This window comes from Pseudemcibacter aquimaris (assembly GCF_028869115.1).
Taxonomy (GTDB): Bacteria; Pseudomonadota; Alphaproteobacteria; order Sphingomonadales; family Emcibacteraceae; genus Pseudemcibacter; species Pseudemcibacter aquimaris.
Window position 1 is genome coordinate 1,861,939 of the sequence record NZ_CP079800.1, and the last position, 22,375, is coordinate 1,884,313.

At 44.3% G+C, this 22,375-nt stretch carries 25 protein-coding genes; 14 read left to right on the top strand and 11 right to left on the bottom strand.

Annotated elements, in window-relative coordinates:
- The first annotated feature begins 22 nt into the window (after positions 1 to 22).
- Positions 23 to 904 (top strand): Dyp-type peroxidase, encoded by an 882-nt coding sequence (locus KW060_RS08790; protein WP_249034444.1) that lies wholly within the window; start codon positions 23 to 25, stop codon positions 902 to 904.
- Here KW060_RS08790 and gmk read toward each other — a convergent pair.
- On the bottom strand, positions 891 to 1,523 hold the full coding sequence (gene gmk, locus KW060_RS08795; protein WP_249034445.1) for a guanylate kinase: 633 nt from the start codon (positions 1,521 to 1,523) through the stop codon (positions 891 to 893). The two genes, KW060_RS08790 and gmk, sit on opposite strands and share 14 nt — an antisense overlap.
- A complete protein-coding gene (locus tag KW060_RS08800; protein ID WP_249034446.1) occupies positions 1,513 to 2,400 on the bottom strand; it encodes a YicC/YloC family endoribonuclease in 888 nt (295 codons plus the stop codon). Before KW060_RS08800 ends, gmk begins: the two co-directional genes overlap by 11 nt.
- A 53-nt stretch (positions 2,401 to 2,453) precedes the next feature.
- Between KW060_RS08800 and KW060_RS08805 the strand changes: the two genes are divergently transcribed.
- Positions 2,454 to 3,188, top strand: coding sequence for an SDR family NAD(P)-dependent oxidoreductase (locus tag KW060_RS08805; RefSeq protein ID WP_249034447.1), 735 nt, complete (start codon positions 2,454 to 2,456; stop codon positions 3,186 to 3,188).
- On the opposite strand, the gene KW060_RS08810 is transcribed toward KW060_RS08805, so the two are convergent.
- Together KW060_RS08810 and KW060_RS08815 are read right to left on the bottom strand one after the other, a co-directional pair.
- Positions 3,189 to 3,884: a helix-turn-helix transcriptional regulator gene (locus tag KW060_RS08810; protein WP_249034448.1), complete on the bottom strand. Its 696-nt coding sequence runs from the start codon at positions 3,882 to 3,884 to the stop codon at positions 3,189 to 3,191.
- A gap of 81 nt (positions 3,885 to 3,965) precedes the next feature.
- On the bottom strand, positions 3,966 to 4,346 hold the full coding sequence (locus KW060_RS08815) for a VOC family protein (RefSeq protein WP_249034449.1): 381 nt from the start codon (positions 4,344 to 4,346) through the stop codon (positions 3,966 to 3,968).
- A 182-nt stretch (positions 4,347 to 4,528) separates the two neighbouring features.
- Here KW060_RS08815 and cysK point away from each other — a divergent pair, with 182 nt between their 5' ends.
- On the top strand, positions 4,529 to 5,488 hold the full coding sequence (gene cysK, locus KW060_RS08820) for a cysteine synthase A (protein ID WP_249034450.1): 960 nt from the start codon (positions 4,529 to 4,531) through the stop codon (positions 5,486 to 5,488).
- Between the two features lie 8 nt (positions 5,489 to 5,496).
- Here the strand turns inward: cysK and mltG are convergent, their stop codons facing one another.
- The 5 genes from mltG to fabD all read right to left on the bottom strand — a co-directional run bounded on the left by mltG (position 5,497) and on the right by fabD (position 9,960).
- Positions 5,497 to 6,477, bottom strand: a complete 981-nt coding sequence (mltG, locus tag KW060_RS08825) for an endolytic transglycosylase MltG (RefSeq protein ID WP_249034451.1) — start codon at positions 6,475 to 6,477, stop codon at positions 5,497 to 5,499.
- On the bottom strand, positions 6,477 to 7,742 hold the full coding sequence (gene fabF / locus KW060_RS08830) for a beta-ketoacyl-ACP synthase II (protein ID WP_249034452.1): 1,266 nt from the start codon (positions 7,740 to 7,742) through the stop codon (positions 6,477 to 6,479). Before fabF ends, mltG begins: the two co-directional genes overlap by 1 nt.
- Positions 7,743 to 7,889: 147 nt before the next feature.
- Positions 7,890 to 8,123, bottom strand: a complete 234-nt coding sequence (locus tag KW060_RS08835; RefSeq protein WP_249034453.1) for an acyl carrier protein — start codon at positions 8,121 to 8,123, stop codon at positions 7,890 to 7,892.
- Between the two features lie 135 nt (positions 8,124 to 8,258).
- Positions 8,259 to 8,996 (bottom strand): 3-oxoacyl-[acyl-carrier-protein] reductase, encoded by a 738-nt coding sequence (gene fabG, locus KW060_RS08840; RefSeq protein ID WP_249034454.1) that lies wholly within the window; start codon positions 8,994 to 8,996, stop codon positions 8,259 to 8,261.
- A gap of 16 nt (positions 8,997 to 9,012) precedes the next feature.
- The gene (gene fabD, locus KW060_RS08845) at positions 9,013 to 9,960 is read right to left on the bottom strand and encodes an ACP S-malonyltransferase (protein ID WP_249034455.1); all 948 of its coding nucleotides are present in this window, start codon (positions 9,958 to 9,960) and stop codon (positions 9,013 to 9,015) included.
- 254 nt (positions 9,961 to 10,214) lie between these two features.
- Here fabD and rpsF point away from each other — a divergent pair, with 254 nt between their 5' ends.
- The 7 genes from rpsF to KW060_RS08880 all read left to right on the top strand — a co-directional run bounded on the left by rpsF (position 10,215) and on the right by KW060_RS08880 (position 15,142).
- Complete coding sequence (gene rpsF, locus KW060_RS08850) at positions 10,215 to 10,601, top strand: 30S ribosomal protein S6 (RefSeq protein WP_249034456.1); 387 nt, start codon at positions 10,215 to 10,217, stop codon at positions 10,599 to 10,601.
- Complete coding sequence (rpsR, locus tag KW060_RS08855) at positions 10,601 to 10,846, top strand: 30S ribosomal protein S18 (RefSeq protein ID WP_249034457.1); 246 nt, start codon at positions 10,601 to 10,603, stop codon at positions 10,844 to 10,846. The genes rpsF and rpsR overlap by 1 nt, the downstream gene beginning before the upstream one ends.
- 11 nt (positions 10,847 to 10,857) lie before the next feature.
- Entirely contained in the window at positions 10,858 to 11,508 is a 651-nt protein-coding gene (rplI, locus tag KW060_RS08860; protein ID WP_249034458.1) for a 50S ribosomal protein L9, read from the top strand.
- A 222-nt stretch (positions 11,509 to 11,730) separates the two neighbouring features.
- Positions 11,731 to 12,066: a hypothetical protein gene (locus tag KW060_RS08865; protein ID WP_249034459.1), complete on the top strand. Its 336-nt coding sequence runs from the start codon at positions 11,731 to 11,733 to the stop codon at positions 12,064 to 12,066.
- Positions 12,067 to 12,125: 59 nt separating this feature from the next.
- Positions 12,126 to 12,650 (top strand): C39 family peptidase, encoded by a 525-nt coding sequence (locus KW060_RS08870; protein ID WP_249034460.1) that lies wholly within the window; start codon positions 12,126 to 12,128, stop codon positions 12,648 to 12,650.
- Positions 12,650 to 13,639: a transporter gene (locus KW060_RS08875; protein WP_249034461.1), complete on the top strand. Its 990-nt coding sequence runs from the start codon at positions 12,650 to 12,652 to the stop codon at positions 13,637 to 13,639. Before KW060_RS08870 ends, KW060_RS08875 begins: the two co-directional genes overlap by 1 nt.
- Before the next feature lie 111 nt (positions 13,640 to 13,750).
- A complete protein-coding gene (locus tag KW060_RS08880) occupies positions 13,751 to 15,142 on the top strand; it encodes a serine hydrolase domain-containing protein (protein ID WP_249034462.1) in 1,392 nt (463 codons plus the stop codon).
- On the opposite strand, the gene KW060_RS08885 is transcribed toward KW060_RS08880, so the two are convergent.
- Together KW060_RS08885 and KW060_RS08890 are read right to left on the bottom strand one after the other, a co-directional pair.
- Positions 15,139 to 17,550 carry a transporter substrate-binding domain-containing protein gene (locus tag KW060_RS08885; protein WP_274757237.1) on the bottom strand — a complete coding sequence of 804 codons (2,412 nt, stop codon included), beginning with the start codon at positions 17,548 to 17,550 and terminating at the stop codon, positions 15,139 to 15,141. The two genes, KW060_RS08880 and KW060_RS08885, sit on opposite strands and share 4 nt — an antisense overlap.
- Positions 17,551 to 17,755: 205 nt before the next feature.
- Entirely contained in the window at positions 17,756 to 18,085 is a 330-nt protein-coding gene (locus KW060_RS08890) for a DUF4288 domain-containing protein (RefSeq protein ID WP_249034464.1), read from the bottom strand.
- A 161-nt stretch (positions 18,086 to 18,246) separates the two neighbouring features.
- Between KW060_RS08890 and KW060_RS08895 the strand changes: the two genes are divergently transcribed.
- Genes KW060_RS08895 through KW060_RS08910 form a run of 4 tightly spaced genes read left to right on the top strand, consistent with a single transcriptional unit; the run spans position 18,247 to position 22,374 of the window.
- Complete coding sequence (locus KW060_RS08895; RefSeq protein ID WP_420833184.1) at positions 18,247 to 19,731, top strand: replicative DNA helicase; 1,485 nt, start codon at positions 18,247 to 18,249, stop codon at positions 19,729 to 19,731.
- Complete coding sequence (gene alr / locus KW060_RS08900; protein ID WP_249034466.1) at positions 19,731 to 20,816, top strand: alanine racemase; 1,086 nt, start codon at positions 19,731 to 19,733, stop codon at positions 20,814 to 20,816. The genes KW060_RS08895 and alr overlap by 1 nt, the downstream gene beginning before the upstream one ends.
- A 5-nt stretch (positions 20,817 to 20,821) precedes the next feature.
- A complete protein-coding gene (locus KW060_RS08905; protein ID WP_249034467.1) occupies positions 20,822 to 21,598 on the top strand; it encodes an MlaE family ABC transporter permease in 777 nt (258 codons plus the stop codon).
- Entirely contained in the window at positions 21,595 to 22,374 is a 780-nt protein-coding gene (locus tag KW060_RS08910) for an ABC transporter ATP-binding protein (protein ID WP_249034468.1), read from the top strand. Before KW060_RS08905 ends, KW060_RS08910 begins: the two co-directional genes overlap by 4 nt.
- Position 22,375: the final 1 nt, after the last annotated feature.

Sequence of the window (22,375 nt, forward strand, 5' to 3'; positions counted from 1 at the left end):
CAATAAAAATAAGGAGACCATAATGGAACTTGCCCAACCCGCTATCCTCGCTGAAGAAACAAGTCTCGCCCGCTATATTACGTTTGCCATTACGGATGCGGAAAACATCCCGTCTGTGCTCCAAAAGTTAGCTGACACAGTTGATATCACCAAACATGCCATTGGTATTGGCCAAAATGTTATTCAATCATTGGATACGGAAATTCCGGGCTTAAGGTACATGCCTGCTCTTGCTGCTGGTGAGATCGAGGTCCCGACAACGGCGGATGATCTATGGATTTGGTTAAGGGGCGATGACCGTGGCAAGCTTTTTCATTTGTCACTTGCCTTGGAAGAAATCTGCCATCCAGCATTTGAGCTAACCAGTGCCATTGACAGTTTCCAATATGATAAAAACCGTGACTTAAGCGGATACGAAGACGGCACGGAAAACCCCGAAGGGGATGATGCTGTAAATGCCGCCATTGTTAAAAACGATATAGACGGCCTTAACGGCAGCAGTTTCGTTGCCGTGCAGCAATGGATCCATGATTTTGAAATTCTTGATGAAATGTCAACGGAAGAAAAAGACGACGCCATCGGCCGCCACATCAGCAACAACGAAGAATATGACGCCCCAAAATCCGCACATGTAAAGCGTTCCGCACAAGAAGATTTCGAGCCAGAAGCCTTTATGTTAAGGCGTTCAATGCCATGGGCTGTTGGTATGGATGGCGGTCTTATGTTTGTAGCTTTCGGTCATTCATTTGATGCATTTGAAGCCATTATGGAACGCATGATGGGCGAAGATGACGGTATTTTAGACGCCATCTTTAAATTCACAGTACCGATCACGGGTGCATATTTCTGGTGTCCACCAGTTAAGGGTGGAAAGCTTGATTTAACCGCGCTTAATCTTGGGTAAGGTCATTGACGAAATCAGTTAAACCCGATTGACGCGCACGTTTCATACGTTCTGCGTTCAGGATCGTGAATAGTTGCGATTCCGCCTTTTCAAGGTCATCATTGATAATGACATAATCATATTCCGCCCAGTGGCTGATTTCCGCGTTGGCCTCTGCCATACGTTTTGCGACCACCTCGTCGCTATCCTGCGCGCGGGTTTTAAGTCGGTTTAACAGTTCCGCCTTGCTTGGTGGTAAAATAAACACCCGTACAAGATCAGCACCAACCCTTTGGTTCAGCTGTTGTGTCCCTTGCCAATCAATATCGAAAAGAACGTCTTTGCCGTCTTTAAGCGCTGCTTCAACTGGCGCTGCGGGTGTGCCATATGAATTTTCAAACACCGTCGCATGCTCTAAAAAACCGTCCTCCGCAACAAGCGCATCAAATTCTGCTTGGGTCGCGAAATTATAATGAACACCGTGCACCTCACCCGGGCGTGGTGCACGCGTCGTCATGGAAACGGACATACTAATGTTGTCATCCTTTTCCAGAAGCAACCGTGAAAGCGTTGATTTTCCAGCACCCGAAGGAGATGATAGTACGAGGAGAAGTCCTCTTTTCTTAATATTACTCGACATTTTGAACTTGCTCGCGGATTTGATCGATTGCGGTTTTTAGGGATAGACCGATATTGGTAAGGCTGATATCGGTTGATTTGGAACATAATGTGTTGGCTTCGCGGTTGAATTCCTGGGTTAGGAAATCAAATTTACGGCCAACGGGTCCCGTTTCATTCAATAAATTCCTTGCAGATGCAATATGGGCACGCAGACGGTCTGTTTCTTCTTTGGTGTCTGCTTTGGTCGCCAGAACAACAACTTCTTGCGCAAGGCGTTCCTGATCAAGGCCTTTACTGTTATCAAGCAAGGCATCAACCTTTTCCATATATTTTTTCTTTAACTGTTCCGGTTGCGTGGCGGCGATTTTTTCGGCTTGGTTTAATAAATCTTCGACCTCACCCACCACATCGGATAACATTTTTTTGGTGGCGACGCCCTCTTCATCACGGGCGGATTTTAACGCGGCCAGTGCTTCATCAAAGCTTTGTTGTAATGCGGCGTCGCGTCCCTTGATCATTTCTTCGCTGTCTTCTGCCGTCGTGATTTCAACCACATCACGAATGGATAACAAGCTATCCAATGACGGCATCGGCAGACCATGATGAACCGATGCATGTTTTGCGGCCGATACAAGCTTATCAAGCGCTGCTTCGTTGACCTTAACATCCGTGTCTGAACTGTCCTTGGTTAACTGCAATGAAACATTGATGTTTCCGCGTGTCATCGCTTTTTTGACCGTGTTTTTAATATATTGGTCAAACGCATCAAGCCCTGGTGGGATACGCATACGCACATCAAGCCCCTTGCCATTCACACTTCTAAGTTCCCAGACCCAGCTGTAATGTTCAAAATGGCCTGTTGCGCGGCCAAAACCCGTCATGCTTGATAATGTCATAATAGTCAGTATTGTTGTTGTTGATTTTTATAGGTATAGCAGGAACTTAAGTTTTGAAAAACCCTAAATCCATTTTGATTACCGGCGCAAGCAGCGGCATCGGCGCTGCCCTCGCAACAGAATATGCCGCGGATGGCGTAACGCTTTATTTAAGCGGCAGAAATGAAGAGCGCTTAAATGACATAAAATCCGCCTGCGCTTCTAAGGGCGCGACCGTGAATACGAAAATCATTGATGTAACCGAAAAGCAAGCCATGCAGGATTGGATCAGTAGTATCCCGCACCTTGATATTGTGATTGCCAATGCGGGGATTTCAAGCGGTGTCGGTGGTGACATTAGGGAAATATTCAGTACAAACGTGGACGGTGTGTTTAATACGGTGGAACCGGCATTGGAAACGATGAAACAAAAGGGGCGTGGCCAAATCGCCATTGTTTCATCGATTGCGGGCTTTCGTGGCCTGCCTTCATCACCCGCCTATTCCGCCAGCAAATCCGCCGTTAAGGCCTATGGCGAAGCATTACGCGGTCAATATCATGACCAAAACATCCAGATTAACGTGATCTGCCCCGGTTTCGTCAGAAGCCACATCACCGATCAAAATAATTTCAAGATGCCCTTTTTCATGGAAGCGGATAAAGCCGCCAAAATCATACGGGCGGGACTTAGCAAAGACAAAGGGCTAATCACTTTCCCATGGCAAATGAAACTGATCACCAGCTTTGTGTTTAATCTGATCCCTGAATTTTTACTGGAAAAGATTTTAAGGAAATTACCCAGCAAATAATTATGGCGCTTGCTCGCATTTTTGCTGTTCCCACCATTCGTTCCTTAACCTCGCAAGTGGGCCGGGGAAAAGATCATCCTGCAATTCCCATTCTTTAATTCTATCGGTTCGGAAATGGCGAAAATCTTCGCGTTTCTCGCACCACGCAACAATAAGACGCACCGTTTCAAAATAGGCAACCGCAATCGGCCAGATCACGCGGCTGCTGGGGTTATCATGTTCATCACGGTAATCCAGTTTCAATTTATGGCGATTACGGATCGCGAAACGCAACTGCTTCATATCTATGTTGTCGCTTTTTTTATTGGACCAACCGGGCGCCATGGTTATGGGCTCAAGGATCACGGTTTGCATTTCTTCCGGTATCACAGCACCGATTTTTGAAATCAAATCCTTCGCTGCACCCGCAAGCGCCGCATCCCCCTGATTGGCAACCCACTGCGCCCCAAGAAGCGCAGCCTCAATTTCTTCTGATGTTAACATCAAGGGCGGCATGTCATATCCGCTTTCCAGCACATACCCCATGCCTGCCTCACCCCGGATGGGCACGCGCTGCGCCATTAGGTCAGCGATATCGCGGTAAACGGTACGCACCGATGTTTCCAGTTCCTCCGCCAGTTCATGTGCCGTGATCGGATGTCTGGTCGCCCGTCTTAATATTTGAATAATTTGAAATAACCTGTCTGATCGTCGCATTTTATTCCTTTGATAATGGGAAAAGCCACTGCCATTTTGTCAGTATAATGGCAGCAGCAATTCAATAATTAAAGTAAAAAATTATGCATGCGCCGCCGCAGAATAAAATACATTAAATTTGTTACCGTCCAGATCACGGAAATAGGCAACATAATATCCAAATTCACGCAAGCCCGGCTCACCTTCACATGTTGCGCCATTTGCCATTGCGGCTTCATAAGCTTTTTTCACGGTTTCTTCGTTTTCCGCAAAAAATGCTGTCATTGTGCCATTGCCCGGTTTTGCGTCCTTTTGATCGTATGGCAAGCATACGGAAAAACATGAATCTTCCATGGAACGCCCCCATACGATAAATTTATCTTCGTCCATAATTCTGTTGATGCCAAGCACGCCAAACACTTTATCAAAAAAATCACCCGCTTTTGCCAAGTCTTTTGTCCCGACCATGTTATATCCAATCATCTTATCTCTCCTGTTGTTTAAGTTTAAAATCTGTTGGAGATATGGATATAGCAACCCCCTACTGACAGCATTATGTCAGTAGTGATTATGGAGATATATTTTTCTCTCTAATAGTTTCACTGAACCCCACCAATTTGCCAATTTCAATTTGACGTTGCATAATACGCGTGAGGAGAACGGTCATGATTTATCAGAATATAAGTGAAACGATAGGAAACACCCCGGTCATTAAAATTAATAAAATGGCGCCTGCGGGCATTAATCTTTATATCAAACTTGAAAGTTTTAACCCCGGTGGATCGGTGAAAGACCGCCTCGCGCTCGCGATTATAGAAGACGCGGAAAAATCAGGCGCCCTTAAACCTGGACAAACTGTGGTTGAGGCAACATCAGGAAACACAGGCATCGCCCTTGCCATGGTGTGTGCTGCAAAAGGATACCCGTTTGTTGCGACAATGGTTGAAACTTTTTCCGTTGAACGCCGTAAAATCATGCGTGCGTTAGGGGCTAAAGTGATATTAACACCCGCTGCCGATAAAGCATCCGGCATGGTAAAACGCGCAGAAGAACTGGCAGAAGAACACGGCTGGTTTCTGGCACGCCAATTTGAAAACCCAGCTAACCCGCAAATTCACCGGGACACAACAGCGGTTGAAATATTAAATGATTTTGATGATCAATCACTTGATTATTTCGTGTGCGGTTGGGGAACGGGCGGCACGGTTACCGGCGTCGGCGAAGTCATAAAAGCTAAAAACCCGGAAACAAACATCATTTGTTATGAACCCGAACAAGCACAAATGATGAATGGACAGGGCTGGAACCCCCATAAAATTCAAGGGGTTGTACCAAATTTTATTCCTGAAGTTTTAAATGAAAAAGCAGTGGACCAATTAATCACCGTCACGGATGAGGACGCAAAAAACACCGCATTAAAACTCGCAACCGAAGAAGGAATTTTTGTCGGCCTTTCCGCGGGTGGTTCAATGGCCGCCGCACTTAAGGTCGCAGAAAACGCCCCGGACGGATCAACCATTCTTGCGCTTCTTCCCGATACGGGCGAACGTTATCTTTCGACCTATCTGTTTGAAGAGCTCGCAGAAGGATCAGATGACGACTTCCTAACGACAGCTGCGGAATAAAGAAATCTTTACTTCCGTTCCCGTTCGATGCGGCGCCATTTGGCGACGTTGCGTTCGTGTTCGGCGAGTGTGGTTGAAAAGGCGTGACCGCCTGTGCCGTCAGCAACAAAATAAAGATCATCTGTGCTCATGGGGTTAAGGACGGCTTCAAGTGCGGCGCGGCCCGGGTGGGCGATGGGTGTTGGCGGTAAGCCATCAATTTGATAGGTGTTATAAATATTATCCGCATCATTAAGTTCACTGCGTCTGATGCCGCGACCCAAGAAACCCTTATGGGTGATGCCGTAAATGATGGTTGGATCCGATTGTAAACGCATACCGCGGCGCATGCGGTTAACAAACACACCCGCCACATGGGCGCGTTCACCACTGACACCGGTTTCCTTTTCGACGATGGATGCCAGAATAATGGCCTCTTCAACCGTTCCAAACGGCAGATCGGCCGCACGGTTTTCCCATAAGGCATCCAGCAAATCCGTCTGGCTTTGTTGCATGCGGGTGATCATATCAATGCGGCTGGTGCCACGGGTAAAATTATATGTTTCCGGCAGCAGGCTTCCTTCCGCCGGTAATGCCGTCAGTTCATCATTCAGCAAATAATTTTCATTTAAATATTCTGCGATTTGATAACTGGTCCATCCTTCCGGGATCGTCAGGCTGTGTTGAATAACGTCGCCCTTGACCAAGATTTCCAGAATATCATTCATGGAACTTTTGGGCGGTATTAAAAATTCACCGGCCTTAAGGCTGCGTTCCTGTCCCTTGATCATCACGCCCGCTTTAAAGATATCCTGATTGTCAATCAATCCCTGTTCTTCAAGCAATCTGGCGGTGCGGATCAACCCCTGCCCCTTTGGCACAAGGTAAACGCTGTCTTCCGTGATGTCAGAAGGATTGTGAAAGGCCGCATAGCCCAGATACGCAAACAGCGCCATAAAAATGACGCTGCCCGCAAATAACAAAATGATATATTTTTTTATACCGGTCATTAAGCTCGCTTGATAATGATCGATGCGTTTGTACCACCGAAACCAAAGCTGTTTGAAAGAACCGCATTGATGTCTTTCTTTTGCTGTGCTTCATGTGGGACAAGGTTGATGCCTTCGATCCCGTCTGATGGGTTATCAAGGTTAAGCGTTGGTGGAACGACGCCTTCGTTCATTGCAAGTACACTGAAGATCGCCTCAACCGCGCCAGCCGCACCAAGCAAGTGACCGATGGCTGATTTTGTTGATGACATGGCAAGGTTGCTTGATGCATCACCGAACATGCGCTTCACAGCATTAAATTCAATTTCATCACCAAGTGGTGTTGATGTACCGTGGGCATTTACATAACCAATGTCGCTTGGTGTAAGACCAGAACGTTTCATGGCCGCTTCCATCGCGCGGTAACCACCGTTACCGTCTGGTGCCGGTGCTGTTACGTGATGACCATCACCACTTAAGCCGTAACCAACGATTTCACCGTAAATTTTTGCGCCACGTTTTTTCGCGTGTTCATATTCTTCAAGGATCAACATACCCGCGCCTTCGCCGATGACGAAACCATCACGGTCACGGTCATATGGACGTGACGCACGGTGTGGTTCATCATTGAAATGCGTGCTTAACGCTTTAAGCTGGTTAAATCCGGCAACACCAACACGGCAGATCGCCGCTTCTGCGCCACCCGCAACCATCACATCGGCATCATCAAGCGCAATAAGACGCGCCGCATCACCAATGGCGTGCGTACCTGATGCACAGGCCGTAACCACAGAATGGTTTGGCCCTTTAAGGCCGTGACGAATGGAAACATTACCCGCAACAAGGTTGATCAAGCAACGTGGAATAAAATGCGGGCTTACGCGGCGAACGCCACGTGCATCCATATTAAGGCTTTCCGCCTGAATACCAGGAAGACCACCAATACCCGCACCAATAAGCGCACCTGAACGCCATTGCTGTGCTTCTGTTTCGGCTTTATAACCGGAATCTTTAATGGCCATTTCAGCCGCCGCAATACCGTAAAGAATAAAGTCGTCAACACGTTTGCGTTCTTTTGGTGTCATCCAGTCGTCGGCATTAAATGTGCCATTTGTACCGTCCCCAAGTGGTACTTCACATGCAACCTGTGAAGTTAACCCTTCGGAATCAAAGCGGGTGATTGGCCCTGCGCCACTTTCACCAGCAATAAGTCTTTTCCATGATTCCTCAACCCCCGAAGCCAATGGAGATACCAGCCCCAGTCCGGTAATAACTACTCGTCTCATTCATTAAACCTTTTTATTATTGATTTATGGATTGTGATGCTACCCAAATTCGGCAGATATAACAAGACCGCGAACATCATTTTTATCTAATTTTTATAGATAATCTGACTCGCGGTCTTTTCAATTCTTCAGAGCGAAGTGCTGTAATTAGCCGTTTGCTTCGATGAATTCGATAGCGTCTTTAACAGTAAGAATTTTTTCAGCAGCGTCATCTGGAATTTCGCAACCAAATTCTTCTTCAAAAGCCATTACTAGCTCAACAGTATCAAGGCTATCTGCGCCAAGATCGTCGATAAAGCTTGCTGTGTCAGTCACTTTATCTTCTTCAACACCAAGGTGTTCTACAACGATATTTTTAACGCGGTCAGCTACATTGCTCATATTAATTTCCTCAAATTTAAATGGGTTCTTAACAAAAAACCCGGTTCAACAAATTCGTAAAATATATTTAATGATTACGAATCAAAATTCAATATTGAAGGCTTCCTAACATATATATTTTATAAATGCAAAGCCCTAAATCATCGCCATGCCACCATTAATGTGCAAAGTTTGGCCTGTGATATATTCTGCTTCATTGCTTGCAAGGTATAAAACACCCGCTGCAATTTCATCACCTTTACCAAGGCGTCCTGCTGGAACATTCACCAGTAATGATGACTTTTGATCGTCCGTAAGCTCGTCTGTCATTGGGCTTTCGATAAAGCCTGGCGCGATACAGTTCACGGTAATATTGCGGCTCGCCAGTTCATGGGCAAAACTTTTTGACATGCCGATCATGCCTGCTTTTGATGCGGCATAATTCACCTGTCCCGGGTTACCGGTTACGCCTACGATCGATGTAATATTAATAATACGGCCTGATTTACTTTTCATCATACCGCGCATCACGCCTTGCGTTAATTTAAAGGCAGCCTTTAAATTCACCTGCATCACATCATCCCAATCCGCATCTTTTAAGCGCATTGAAATATTATCGCGTGTGATACCCGCGTTATTCACAAGAATATCAATCGTACCCATCGCTTCTGTTGCCGCTTTTGGTAATGCTGCAACACTATCCATATCACCAAGGTTCGCTGGAACGACATATGCGCCCTCACCCAGTTCATCCGCAAGCTTTTTTAATGGCTCTTCGCGTGTACCGGAAAGCGCAACTTTTGCCCCTGCACCATGTAATGCACGTGCAATCGCGCTACCCAGTCCGCCTGACGCACCAGTTACGAGTGCGCATTTACCTGTTAAATCAAACATTAAACCTGTTCTCCAATTATGATTTTAATTCTGTTGCGAAAGCTTCGATGTCAGCCATCGTTTGAATGCTTCTGCCTTTGATTTCTTTATTGATGCGACGCACAAGGCCACCAAGCACCTTACCAGTTCCAAGCTCAACCAAATCAGTGACACCCAGTTCACCCATTTTAAGAACGCTCTCGCGCCAGCGAACACGGCCCGTGATTTGTTCCACCAGCTGATCACGTAATGCATTCGGATCGCTTACCGCGTCTGCGCTTACGTTTGTAATAACCGGCACGCATGGTGCGTTAAATGTTGTATCCGCCAATGCCGCGGCCATTTCATCGGCTGCAGGCTGCATAAGCGGGCAATGGAAAGGTGCGCTTACCGGTAATGGAATGGCGCGTTTGATGCCGCGCTCTTTCGCGATTTCCATCGCGCGTTCTACCGCACCTTTATGGCCACTGATCACAACTTGACCATCGGCATTGTCATTTGCCGCTGTACAAACTTCGCCGTCGGCTGCTTCGGCGGCGATTTCCTCAATCACGGAAAATTCAGCGCCCATGATCGCTGCCATGGCGCCAACGCCAACCGGAACGGCACGCTGCATTGCTTCGCCACGTAATTTTAAAAGCTTCGCCGTATCAGAAAGGCTAAGCGTTCCCGCTGCAGCAAGCGCGGAATATTCACCAAGCGAATGACCGGCAACATAACCCGCATTATCCGCAACATTAACATCAAATTCTTTTTCAAGAACGCGAACAACCGCTATACTGGCCGCCATAAGGGCCGGCTGCGCATTAAATGTAAGCGTTAAATCCTCAATCGGACCATCAAACATAAGCCCTGATAAATCTTGGCTAAGTGCTTCATTTACTTCGTTAAATACGTCTCTTGCTACGCTTGAATTATCGCTTAAGTCCTTCCCCATGCCGACGGCTTGACTGCCTTGGCCCGGGAATACAAATGCTCTTGTCATATGACCCTGTCCCTTGTCTGTAATTTAAGATTTACCCAACACATAGCAAATGAGTACAGACTGTCAAGAAACTATGGCTGAAAAATATTTCAAAAAAGCGATCTTTTTATGTATAAATCCCTTGCCTTCCCAAGGGTTTCATGTATATTGCGCCCTTCTCACGAAAATTCGTGGGATGGTCGGTTAATTTTGTAATGCGATTTTTTGATATTCGTTATCGCCCCGACGTAAAGCTTAATTAAGGAAAATGCTAAATGTCTTTATATGAATACACATATATCGCTAGGCAGGATATCCAACCTCAACAGGTTGATGCGATTACAGCTGAATTCACCAAAATCCTTGAGGATAATGGTGGTAAAGTTGCCAAGACCGAGTCTTGGGGCCTTCGTAATCTTGCTTACCGTATTAAGAAATACAAAAAAGGTCACTATGTACATTTGAACATTGATGCCCCTCATGCAGCAGTTGCTGAGCTTGAGCGTAATGCTCGCCTTCATGAAGATGTGATCCGTTACATGACTATCCGCGTTGAAGAGCACGAAGAAGGCGACAGTGTCGTTCTTCGTTCTAAAGACCGTGACAGCCGTGGACGTGATGACAGAAGACCACGTGAAGACAAAAAAGAAGGAACATCATAATGGCTATGCAATCAGGTGGCGCACGCCGTCCATTTTTCCGTCGTCGTAAAACATGCCCGTTTTCTGGCGAACACGCACAAAAGATTGATTACAAAGACGTACGTACTCTTTCCCGCTATGTATCAGAGCGTGGTAAAATCGTACCAAGCCGTATCACTGCCGTATCTGCAAAGAAACAACGCGAACTAGCAAAAGCAATTAAACGCGCTCGTAACCTTGCACTTATGTCTTATGTTAACCAGTAAGGAGAAATACAATGCAAATTATCCTTTTAGAACGCGTTAACAAGCTAGGCCAGATCGGTGATATCGTTGAAGTAAAGAACGGTTACGCACGTAACTTCCTTCTTCCACAGAAAAAAGCTCTTCGCGCGACAGCAGCGAACAAAGCAATTTTCGAAGCACAACGTAAAGAAATCGAAGCAAACAACCTTAAAGCAAAAACTGAAGCAGAAGCAGTTGCAGCGAAAATGGACGACGTTTCAGTTGTTCTTATTCGTCAAGCTGGTGAAAGCGGACAGCTTTTCGGTTCTGTAACAGCACGCGATATCGCCGTTGCAGTTGAAGAAGCAGGCTTCAAAGTTGGCAAAAACCAAGTTATCCTTGATCGCGCGATCAAAGTTCTTGGCCTTAACGACATTGTTGTTCGTCTTCACGCTGAAGTTGACGTAACAGTTACTGTTAACGTTGCACGTTCTGCTGAAGAAGCTGAAATTCAAGCAGCTGGCGGTGACGTAAACGCTGAAGAAGAAGAAGCTGAAATCTCAGTTGAAGATTACTTCGAAAACGAAGAAGACGCTGAAGCAGCTGCTACAGGCGACGAAGCTGAAGAAGAAGCACCAGCTGAAGAAGCTGCTGCTGAAGAAGAAGCTCCTGCTGAAGACGCTGAAGAAGAGAAAGCTGAATAAGCTTAATTTTCGAAAAGAATTTGAAAAGGCGGTCACATTGGCCGCCTTTTTTTATAAGTAAAATCAATACATTGTCGTTTTATTTCATTTTTTTCAATCCAATAACATTTCCCCTCCGTAGCAAAATACATGAGCTTATTTGGTCCTGTGTGTAACGTTTCCAGAAGCATATAGGCTTTACAGCAGGGGGTAATTTTTAAACCTTTATTGGAGAATAAACTCATGAAAAAACTTATTGTCTTAACCGCTATCGGAATTGGTTTCACAACTTCAGCAATCGCAGAAGAAATTTCAAAACCAAAACTGCTTGATGATGTTCAACTTGATGCATTAACAGCTGGTACTATGCCAGACAATCCAGGATGGACTGGCCAAACACAAGCCTATCTATCACCTGGATTTGCAAAATCAAGCGCAGCAAATGGTCGCGGTATTGTTCAAGCAACTTACCTCTTTGGCAACAAAGGCAAAGGTAATGGTTCAGATCCAGACCCACTAGGTTTGGCAGCTGATCATGATCCTGGCGTTGTTGGTGGCGCGCCAGATATGTACCGTTAATCGTTTCTTTAACAGGGCTGCTATGTTTATAGCAGCCCTATGTTCTTTCAGGTGCAACCATGAAGCAATTACTTTTAGCAATATCTGTTATCCTGCTTTCAAATACTTCTCATGCCTTTGGTGCGACAAAATCACTTAAAGAAATTCGTGAAGAAGACATCATCATGCAACAATGGGATACCAGTTGCGCAGCGGCCGCGATGGCCACCATTCTTACATACACATTCAATGACCCTGTTAGTGAACATCAAGTCGCAACGGGACTCCTGCAAAAAACAGAACCATTAAAAGTCAGATATCGTGGCGGTTTTTCAATGTTGGATATGAAGAAGTACGCAACTGAAATTGGTTACGGTGCATCAGGTTTTTATGACCTAAACCTTTCTGACATCAAATACTTTAACACCCCTATAATCCCACTTCGCATCCATGGATATAACCATTATGTGGTTTTTAACGGATTAGACACCAAAGGTAACATAATGATTGCTGATCCCGCCTATGGGAACCGCACTATGAGTAAGAATGAATTCGAAAATGCATGGATTGCAGGTATCGCCTTTGTCATCAAAAGGAGGCAATAATGAAGCAGTTCATTTATATTACGCTTTTTTCATTTGGCCTTTCCCAAATATCCTTTGGCCAAACACCCGAAGAATTGGAAGCCGAACTAAAAGCACAACAAGAAATAAACAGCCTTTTAAAAGATAGAATAGAAGCACTTGAAGCTGAATTAGAAGGTCGAAAATTACAACCACCGCAAGATAGAACGCTCAGCCCTGCAGTAAGTGTTGCATTAGACGACCCGGAAATGGACCGTGCATTAGAACGCGCTTTACAAAGAAACGGAGCAGCAGTATTAGCGCCATATGTTTTTGAAATAACACCAACTCTTTCATGGTCACATACCGGAAGAGATGCATTACAAAACAAAGAAACAATTTATGGCGCCTCTATCGATACCAGACTAGGTCTTCCTGGTGGTTTTATGATCGGTGCTACTCTTCCTTATTTTGACAGAAATATTGATGATCGCGGCAGCAACAATGGAATTGGTGATACGTCATTCACATTATGGAAATCATTTATATCCGGATCAAACAACCCATCAGTCGTTGGAAGCGTACGTTACAGTATTCCGTCAGGTGATGATTTTCGTGAAGCAGGTATTCCGCTGGGATCTGGGTTTCATAAAATATCTGGACGTCTTTCAGCAGTGAAAAGAATTGCACCGCTCGCGTTTTATGGCAATGTTTCATACACACATCACTTTGAAAACACAGTCAATGATATTGCCGCGAAACGTAGTGGTATTTTTGGCATTGGCGGCGGCGTTAATCTGGCGGCGACACCGGAAATCACCTTAAGCACCGGACTAAGTTTCACTTTTGAAAATGAACTTGAAATAGATAGTATTAAAATTGATAACTCAAAATCAACGGTTGGTATCGTTTCATTAGGTACCGGTATTATATTAAATAGAAATGTATTTTTATCATTATCGGCAGGTTTTGGCATTACCGATGATGCACCGGACGTGATCGTTAGCGCATCTTTACCGATACGTTTTTAAAAAATCTCATAATGACCTACATTCCAATCCCTTCCCCAACAATTTATTTAACATTGAATTTGGGTAGCATTCCTTGTACCCCTAATCATAATAAATTATCGGGAGCCATTCATGCGTCATTTATTTATCGCATCACTTTGTATATTCACTGCCATCATCCAAACAAATGCCCAAACCATTGAGCAGGCAACACATTTGATGGATACATGGCTTGATGCGCAGAAAGACTATAATAAATGGCCCAGTATTTCCGTTTCATTTGTGAATGATCAGGAACTTATCTATTCTCGTTCATTCGGGGGTGCGACTCCTGATACGCTTTACCGTATTGCGTCCAATTCGAAATTATTTACAGCGCTCGCCATATTGAAATTGCGTGATCAAGGTAAATTAAACCTTGATGATACGATTGAAAAACATATCGACTGGTACAATATCAAACAAAAATTTGACCAGTCCGATCCCATTACCATTAAATCATTACTAACCCACAATAGCGGCCTGCCCTATGAACCGGATCTTCCCTATTGGTCATATCGTGACGGATATCCTTTTCCGTCACTTGACGAACTAAAACAGGGTACATCGAAAATCGAAACGCTTTATCCGGTGAATGAAAAATATCAATATTCGAACCTTGGGTTTATTTTGCTTGGTCAAATTATCGAAAGCGCATCGGGTGTGAGCTATCATCAATATGTACACGAACAAATCATTGAACCGATGGGCCTTGAAAATACATTTACCAATGTGGACGCAAGTAAACACGGTAATGAACTGGCGGTTGGATACGGTAAATTAGACCGCAAACAAACCCGAATGGAAGTTCCCTTTATCGATACAAAGGCAACAACTTCCGCCGCCGGAATTTCATCATCAGCAAATGATCTTGCCAAATTCCTGATGTGGCAATTGCGTGCTATTGATGGCAAGGGTGATGAAGTCCTTAAACAAGGCACATTCCGTGAAATGACCCGCGCCCACGCCGTGGATACGGGATCAAGCATGGATGTGGGTTATGCGTTTCGCACAAATTACCGCGGCGGCAAATCATATATCGGCCACGGCGGTGTCATGACTGGCCACACATCACAAACGACCATTGAACCGGGTGCAAAACTGGGGGCGGTTACTTTAATGAACACCCATGATACATCACCACTGCAAATCAATTATGTGATGATGGATGTCTTTGGCCCCGTGTTAAAAGCGGATAATGCCCCATCCCAATATGATTTCAGTGAATATCAAGGGTTTTATGATAACCAACCATGGGGCGATGAAAGCTATATTATGCAATGGGGTGACAACCTGATTTCATTTTATCTTTCAAGCAGCAACCCCATAAACGCCATCACCAAATTCCGCCATTTAGAAGGTGATAAATTCATCCGTCTTAATGATGATGGGACAGAAGCCGATGTCATGACGTTCCTGCGCAATGAAGTTGGCAAGGTTATGAGTTATAAAGACCAGAGCGATTATATTTACAAGAAAGATTAATGTTTCGCGGAAAAGAGCATTGATGCCGTGGTTCCCTTACCCAGCTCACTTTCGAGTTTGAATATTCCACCGTGAAGGTCCACCAACTTTTTAACAATCGCGAGGCCAAGGCCCGTACCCTCTTGATTAAGGTCATATTCGCCGCGGGCCTGTTCAAACGGCATCATCACATATTTTAATCTATCCGGTGCAATGCCGATGCCGGTGTCTGATATCTGAATTTGAATGGTATCATCAACTAGTACATGTGTATTGATTTTAATTTCGCCGCCATTATCCGTGAATTTAACAGCATTCGACAGTAAATTTATCACGACCCTGTCAATGGCATGTGGATCACCATAAAGCGTCAGGTTTTCGTCATTATCTTCATTGTCATAAATAATTTTAATATCTTTTTGTTCGGCTTCGGGGCCAAGCATCATGATGGATTTTTCAATGGTGTCTTTTATTGAAAAATCTTCTTCGTTTAATGTCCATTTTCCGGCTTCGATTTTTGATAAATCCAGTATGTCATTGATAACAGTGGCTAAATGCTGTCCGCTATAATTAATGTCTTTGATATAATCTTTATAGGTTGCCTCTTTTTTATTCCAGTCAGCATCCATTAACATAACATCGGAAAAACCGATTATGGCATTAAGCGGCGTTCTGATTTCGTGCGACATATTGGCAAGGAATGTTGATTTTGCCTTATTTGCTTTTTCGGCTGCTTTGCGGGAACGGATAAGTTTTTCTTCGGTTTCTTTCCTTCGTTTAACTTCGTTTCTTAATTTATAATTCCAAAGCATAATGATCAGAATTACCGCAGCAAAAGATAAAACGATCCTTACCAGCAATTCATAATTCGGTTGCTCTTCAATGCTTAACGATAACCAATCTCTGGTGATTTCCGCTTTTTCTCTTGGGGAAATTGAATTGACGGCCTTTTTCATGATACTGGCCAGCAACGGTTTTTCCGTGCTTACACCCATCGAATAATCCAAGATATACGGTGTGTCACCCACGACTTTAATCTGTGAATAGCCGCCGTTAACAATATGATAAGCTGTAAATGGAATACCGCCTACATAAGCATCTACCTCACCGGTACTGACCAGATGTAATGCTTCAGGGATATCTGCGACTTCGACGATTTCGACTTCGGGATAATCTTCGCGGATCATCTTAACCGCAGCAATTCCAGCAACTTGTGCAATCTTTCGCCCACTAAGAGCCTCCATATTGGCAAATATATCATTGCCATCACGCGCGAATATTAGCCTCGCCGATGAAAATATCGGCTCTGTAAATGATAAAACCTCTCTTCTTTCCGGCGTGGAAATAATCAGCGGCAAAAGATCAACCTCACCGCGACCTAACATTTCCATTCCCTCTGCCCAGGTTTCATTGCCAACCCATTCAAACGGTATGCCTAATTCTTCACTGAAAATTTTTAAATAATCCCCAATCATGCCATCTATTTCACCATCTTCATGCACTATTGAAAATGGTTGCGTAGTAGAAAAAGCGACCCTGACTTTATCTGTGTTCGAAAGCCATTTAAGTTCTTCCTGTGTAAGGGCAATGCGCCTTTCTACCAAAGAATGTAAATTCCATTTATTGGCAATAAATTGATATTCATTTTGGCTAATGGCATCTTTTGCCTTTTCCAGAATTGACCTTAAAATCGGCCAATCATTTCGAATACCAACACGTAATCTACTTTCGTTACCTGTATCCGGGAAAAACCGATCACCAATAATTTCAATGTTATCTTCGGGGCTTTCACCAATATAATATTCTGCAACCGGTTTTAAGACGGCCGCAATATCCGTTTCACCTGATTTTAATGCGCTTAAGGATTCTAATATATTATTAAACCTGACGATATCCAGTTCCGGATAACGCGAACTATATGTAATATCCGGGACACCGCCCTTAACAACACCAATCCTTTTGCCACGCAAATCATTTAAACTTTCGATCCTGTCTGATCCCCCTAACCCGATATAAATCATCGGTGAATTGACGTAAGGTTCGGTGAAAATCAGGAATTTTTCCCGTTCAGTATTACGGATAATTGATGGGGCAACGTCGATTTCTTTTCTTTCAAGCATGCCCAAAAGATCACCCCAAGAGTATCCATTGGCATATTCAACGTTTATGCCTGCTTTTCTTGCTAATAAATTGAAATAATCGACAGAAAAACCGGCGGCCCCGCCATTTTCATCTGTGAAATCAAACGGATAAAAACTTCTTTCATTCGCAGCTCTTATCACAGGATTTTCTGCAATCCATTGCTGCTCTTCCTCTGTTAAGTTTAAATCAACAGAGCCCTGAGAATATACATTAGAATAACCTAATATTACGCACAAAAACACGAACAGGCTATTTCTAAACGTCACTACTTCCACCATCAAAGCCATTCTCTTAAATAAGGTTTGTCCCCATGGTATACTTAAAGGTGTATAAAGCCTTAATCGCAATAGTAATCAAAAGTCATTAACATATCAATAACGCCCCAAGAAGGTTATAAAACCCAAGGCAAATATAATTATAAGAAATATTCTAGCCCTCATCTGTCATGCTGAACTTGTTTCAGCATCTCGTGCAAGAGACTCTGAAACAAGTTCAGAGTGACGAACCTTGTTTCAAAGCAACTCCCCATCTTAAATGAGAGTATACTTCCATCCCCTCAAAAATCTCTTTTTCATATAATGCTTGGACATCCAGTATTTTAATAAATTCCCAAGAGACATTATCGCCATCAGGGTTTTTATATTCACAGATATTTTCTCTTATATCTTTTTCAGCTATTATTTTAGCTTGAACTTCACTATCAGCTTTATAAATCCTGGTACTTTCTTCATACAAAGTTTCATCATCTGTATTCTTATTGCTAACATTACAAATCAATTCAATTTTCACTGAATACCATTCTTTGTCATTATAATTTGTCATTAAGGATTCCCAATATTCAATTGTGAAATAAAAAAGCTATTATTTTTTTGTTTAGAATAATAAATAAATCGAATATAATTTTTTTCAACAATACTTTTTCGAGTTTTAGAATGTCAGATTTAACGGAAATGCCGATCATTCAGGATAATGATCGTGATGAAATGGACCCGCATGCTGTTGCGGAAGAGGACATTTCCTATAAGGAAATTCCTCATAACCTGGAAGCGGAACAAGCGCTTTTGGGCGCGATCCTTGTTAACAATGAAGTACTTGAAAAAGTACAGGATTTCCTGCTTCCTGAACATTTTGCCAACGGTGCTCATAAGAAAATATTCGCTGCCTGTTCAACGATGATTGAAAAAGGGCAATTGGTCACCCCCGTGACGTTAAAGCCGTTTTTTGAAAAAGATGAACTACTCGACGAAGTGGGCGGCGGTATTTACTTATCGAAACTCGCGGCATCGGCGATCACCATCATCAATGCGGTTGATTATGGCCTGCTTATTTATGATCTTTCCATGCGACGCGGTCTTATTGATCTGGGTACCGACATTGTAAATAAGGCATACGAGTTTGATGTTGAAGAAACATCAAAAGAACAGATCGAAGAAGCCGAGAAAAAATTATACGGCATGGCCGAAAGCGGCACCACAGAGGGCGGCTTTAAAGATTTTAAAACATCCGCCATCACCGCCGTGAATGTGATCGGTAACGCCCTTCGCCGTAAGGGTGAATTGGCCGGTGTTACAACAGGATTTAACAGTGTTGACCGTAAAATCGGTGGATTACATAAATCTGACCTTTTAATTGTTGCGGGTCGTCCGGCTATGGGTAAAACGGCGCTTGCCACCAACATTGGTTTTAATGCTGCCAAAGCATATAAACATGATAAAGAACTGGGTGTTCCCGACAGCGAAAACAAAGGGGCCGTTGTTGGTTTCTTCTCGCTCGAGATGTCAGCGGATCAGCTCGCCAGCCGTATTCTTGCGGAACAGGCACAATTATCATCACAGGACATGCGTCAGGGTAAATTGGATCAGGATCAGTTCAACCGCCTTTCCCGCGTTGCTGTGGAACTCGAAAGCCTTCCGTTTTTCATTGATGATACACCGGGCCTTTCCATTGGTGCCTTAAGAACCCGCGCTAGAAGGTTGCAAAGACAGCATAATCTGGGTCTTGTGATTGTTGATTATCTTCAGCTTCTACGTGGGTCCGGCAAGGGCGGCAGTGAAAACCGTGTGCAGGAAATTTCCGAAATCACACGTGGTCTTAAGGGCCTTGCGAAGGAACTCGCCATTCCGGTGATTGCGCTTTCGCAGCTAAGCCGTACTATCGAAAGCCGTGATAATAAACGCCCGCTTCTTTCTGATCTTCGTGAATCTGGAACCATTGAGCAGGACGCGGATATGGTGACATTCGTGTACCGTCCCGAATATTATCATAATCAGCAGCAACCTGACCCCGGCACACCGGAACATATCACCTGGCTTGAAGAAGGTGAGAAACTATTCGGCATGGCGGAATTTATCATTGGTAAACAGCGTCACGGCCCAACAGGCATCATCGAGCTTAAATTCGAAGCGGAAATCACCAAGTTTAGTGATTTACCAGTTGATGAAGACCATCTACCGGAAAAATTTGAGTAATGAGCATCGATCAGGTTCTTGGGAACGCGTCAGCGGAACTACACGTTGATCTTGCGGCAATCATCAATAATTATGAAACATTAAAAAGCCAGTCGGACAGTGCAACTTGCGCCGCCGTGGTTAAGGCCGACGCATATGGCCTTGGCGCGAATAAGGTCGCCCCTGCCCTTTATCATAATACGGATTGCGATACTTTCTTTGTGGCAGGTCTGGTTGAGGGCGTGACATTACGCAACATTTTACCGGACGCAAAAATTTATGTGTTTAACGGCCTTTTCGCGGATCAGGTAGATACTTATCTGGATCATAACATCACGCCGATTTTGAATGACCCGTCACAGGTGGCATTGTGGTACGGGAAAAAGGCACCATGCGGTGTTCATTTTGATACGGGGATTAACCGCCTTGGATTTACCGAAAGCCAAACCGAAGAATTCCTGAACACACCCAATGATTTAAATATCGATCTGGTCATGAGCCATTTTATCCAATCGGAAATAGCGCGTCACCCAAGCAATGAAATGCAGCTGGATAAATTCGAACGCGTTCGTTATCAACTGCCGAATGCGAAAGGCAGTCTATGTAATTCCGGCGGTGTATTTTTGGGCCGTGATTATCATTTTGATCTACTGCGTCCCGGTATCATGCTTTATGGCGGCAATCCGGGATTGCCAGTGCGTCCAAACGGTATTAAACAAGCATTTGAATTACGGGCAAAAATCCTGCAAATCCGTGAAATTGAACCGGGTATGGCGGTTGGTTATAATTCATTATGGACGGCGGCGGAAAAATCACGCATCGCGCTTCTGAATGTGGGATATGCCGACGGTACATTAAAAACAAGCGACCGTAAGGCCAAAGTATGGGTCGGCGGTCACATGGCAGATGTAATTGGTAAAGTATCCATGGATATGATCGCCATTGACATAACGGACGATAAATTTAACCACGTAACCGTTACAGACTATGCAGAAATACTGGGGCCAAATATAACACTTGAAATGGTGGCCGAAAACTCTACTCTAGGGCATTATGAATTAATGACGGGCATCGGTCCGCGTTATAAAAAATATTATAAGGTTTAAGCTTAATGAATTTCTTGGCCGTCATCGGACGGGTTGTATTTTCTTTTTTACGGGCAGCGGGTCGTGTCGGGCTTTTCGCCATTAATGGTATTCGCCATATATTCTTGCCACCTTTTTATCCCCGTGAATTATTCCGCCAAATGATGAATATTGGCTATTATTCATTGCCAGTTGTCGGGTTAACCACACTGTTCACCGGTGCGGCGCTCGCGGTTAATATTTATGAGGGTAGTTCCCGTTTCAACGCAGAAAGCACGCTTCCCACAATCGTGGTGATTGGTATTGTCCGTGAACTTGGCCCGACGCTTTGCGGCCTTATTGTCGCGGGACGCGTCAGCGCATCCATGGCGGCGGAACTAGGCACCATGCGTGTGACGGAACAAATTGACGCCCTTACCACCCTTTCAACCGATCCTTTTAAATATTTAATCGCACCGCGCATTCTTGCGACCGTGATTATGATGCCGCTGATGCTTGTTGTTGTTGCGGATACAATTGGTGTGCTTGGTGGGTATCTGCTTGCAACCGCGAAGCTTGGCTTTAACAGCGGCAATTACATTAAATCCACCGTTGATTTCTTAGAAGCAATTGACGTGATGGCCAGTTTAACCAAAGCGGCCGTGTTTGGTTTCTTTATTTCATTAATGGGATGTTATCACGGATTTAATACCCGTGGCGGCGCACAAGGGGTTGGCATTTCAACCACCAATGCGGTTGTTTCCGCCTGTATTATGATCCTGCTATCCAATTATGTCGTGACGGAGATGTTCTTTTCATCATGAATAATATCGTTCCGAAAATAAGCCTAAAGGGCCTAAACAAACGCTTTGGTGACAAGGTTGTGTTAAATAGCATCGACCTTGATGTGATGCCGGGCGAAAATATGGTGATTATTGGTGGTTCCGGTTCCGGTAAATCAGTGACGCTTAAATGTATTTTGGGGCTTTTGGAACCCAATGGCGGCAGCATCAAAATTGATGGTCAAGAAATGGTCGGCATCAAACCCAATGACCGAAAAAAAGTTTTAAATAAATTCGGCATGCTGTTTCAGGGTGCGGCCCTGTTCGATAGTTTACCTGTATGGGAAAATGTGGCGTTCGGCTTACTGGCGCAGCGCCTTTATAACCGTAAAGACGCAAAAGAAATCGCCATTGAAAAGCTTCGCCGCGTGGGCCTTAGCCCCGATGTGGGTAAATTAAGCCCGGCGGAATTATCCGGCGGAATGCAGAAACGTGTGGGCCTTGCCCGTGCTATTGCTGCGAACCCGGAAATTATATTCTTTGATGAACCGACAACGGGCCTTGACCCAATTATGTCTGATGTGATTAACGAATTAATCGTTGAATGCGTAAAAGATGTGGGTGCAACAGGACTTACCATTACCCATGACATGTCATCTGTGCGAAAAATCGCCGATAATGTTGCCATGCTGTATCATGGAGATATGATCTGGACCGGACCAAAAGACAAAATCGACCAAAGCGGCAATGATTATATTGACCAATTCATTAACGGTAAGGCCGAAGGGCCGATCAAAATGGAAATCCTGAAAGGATAAT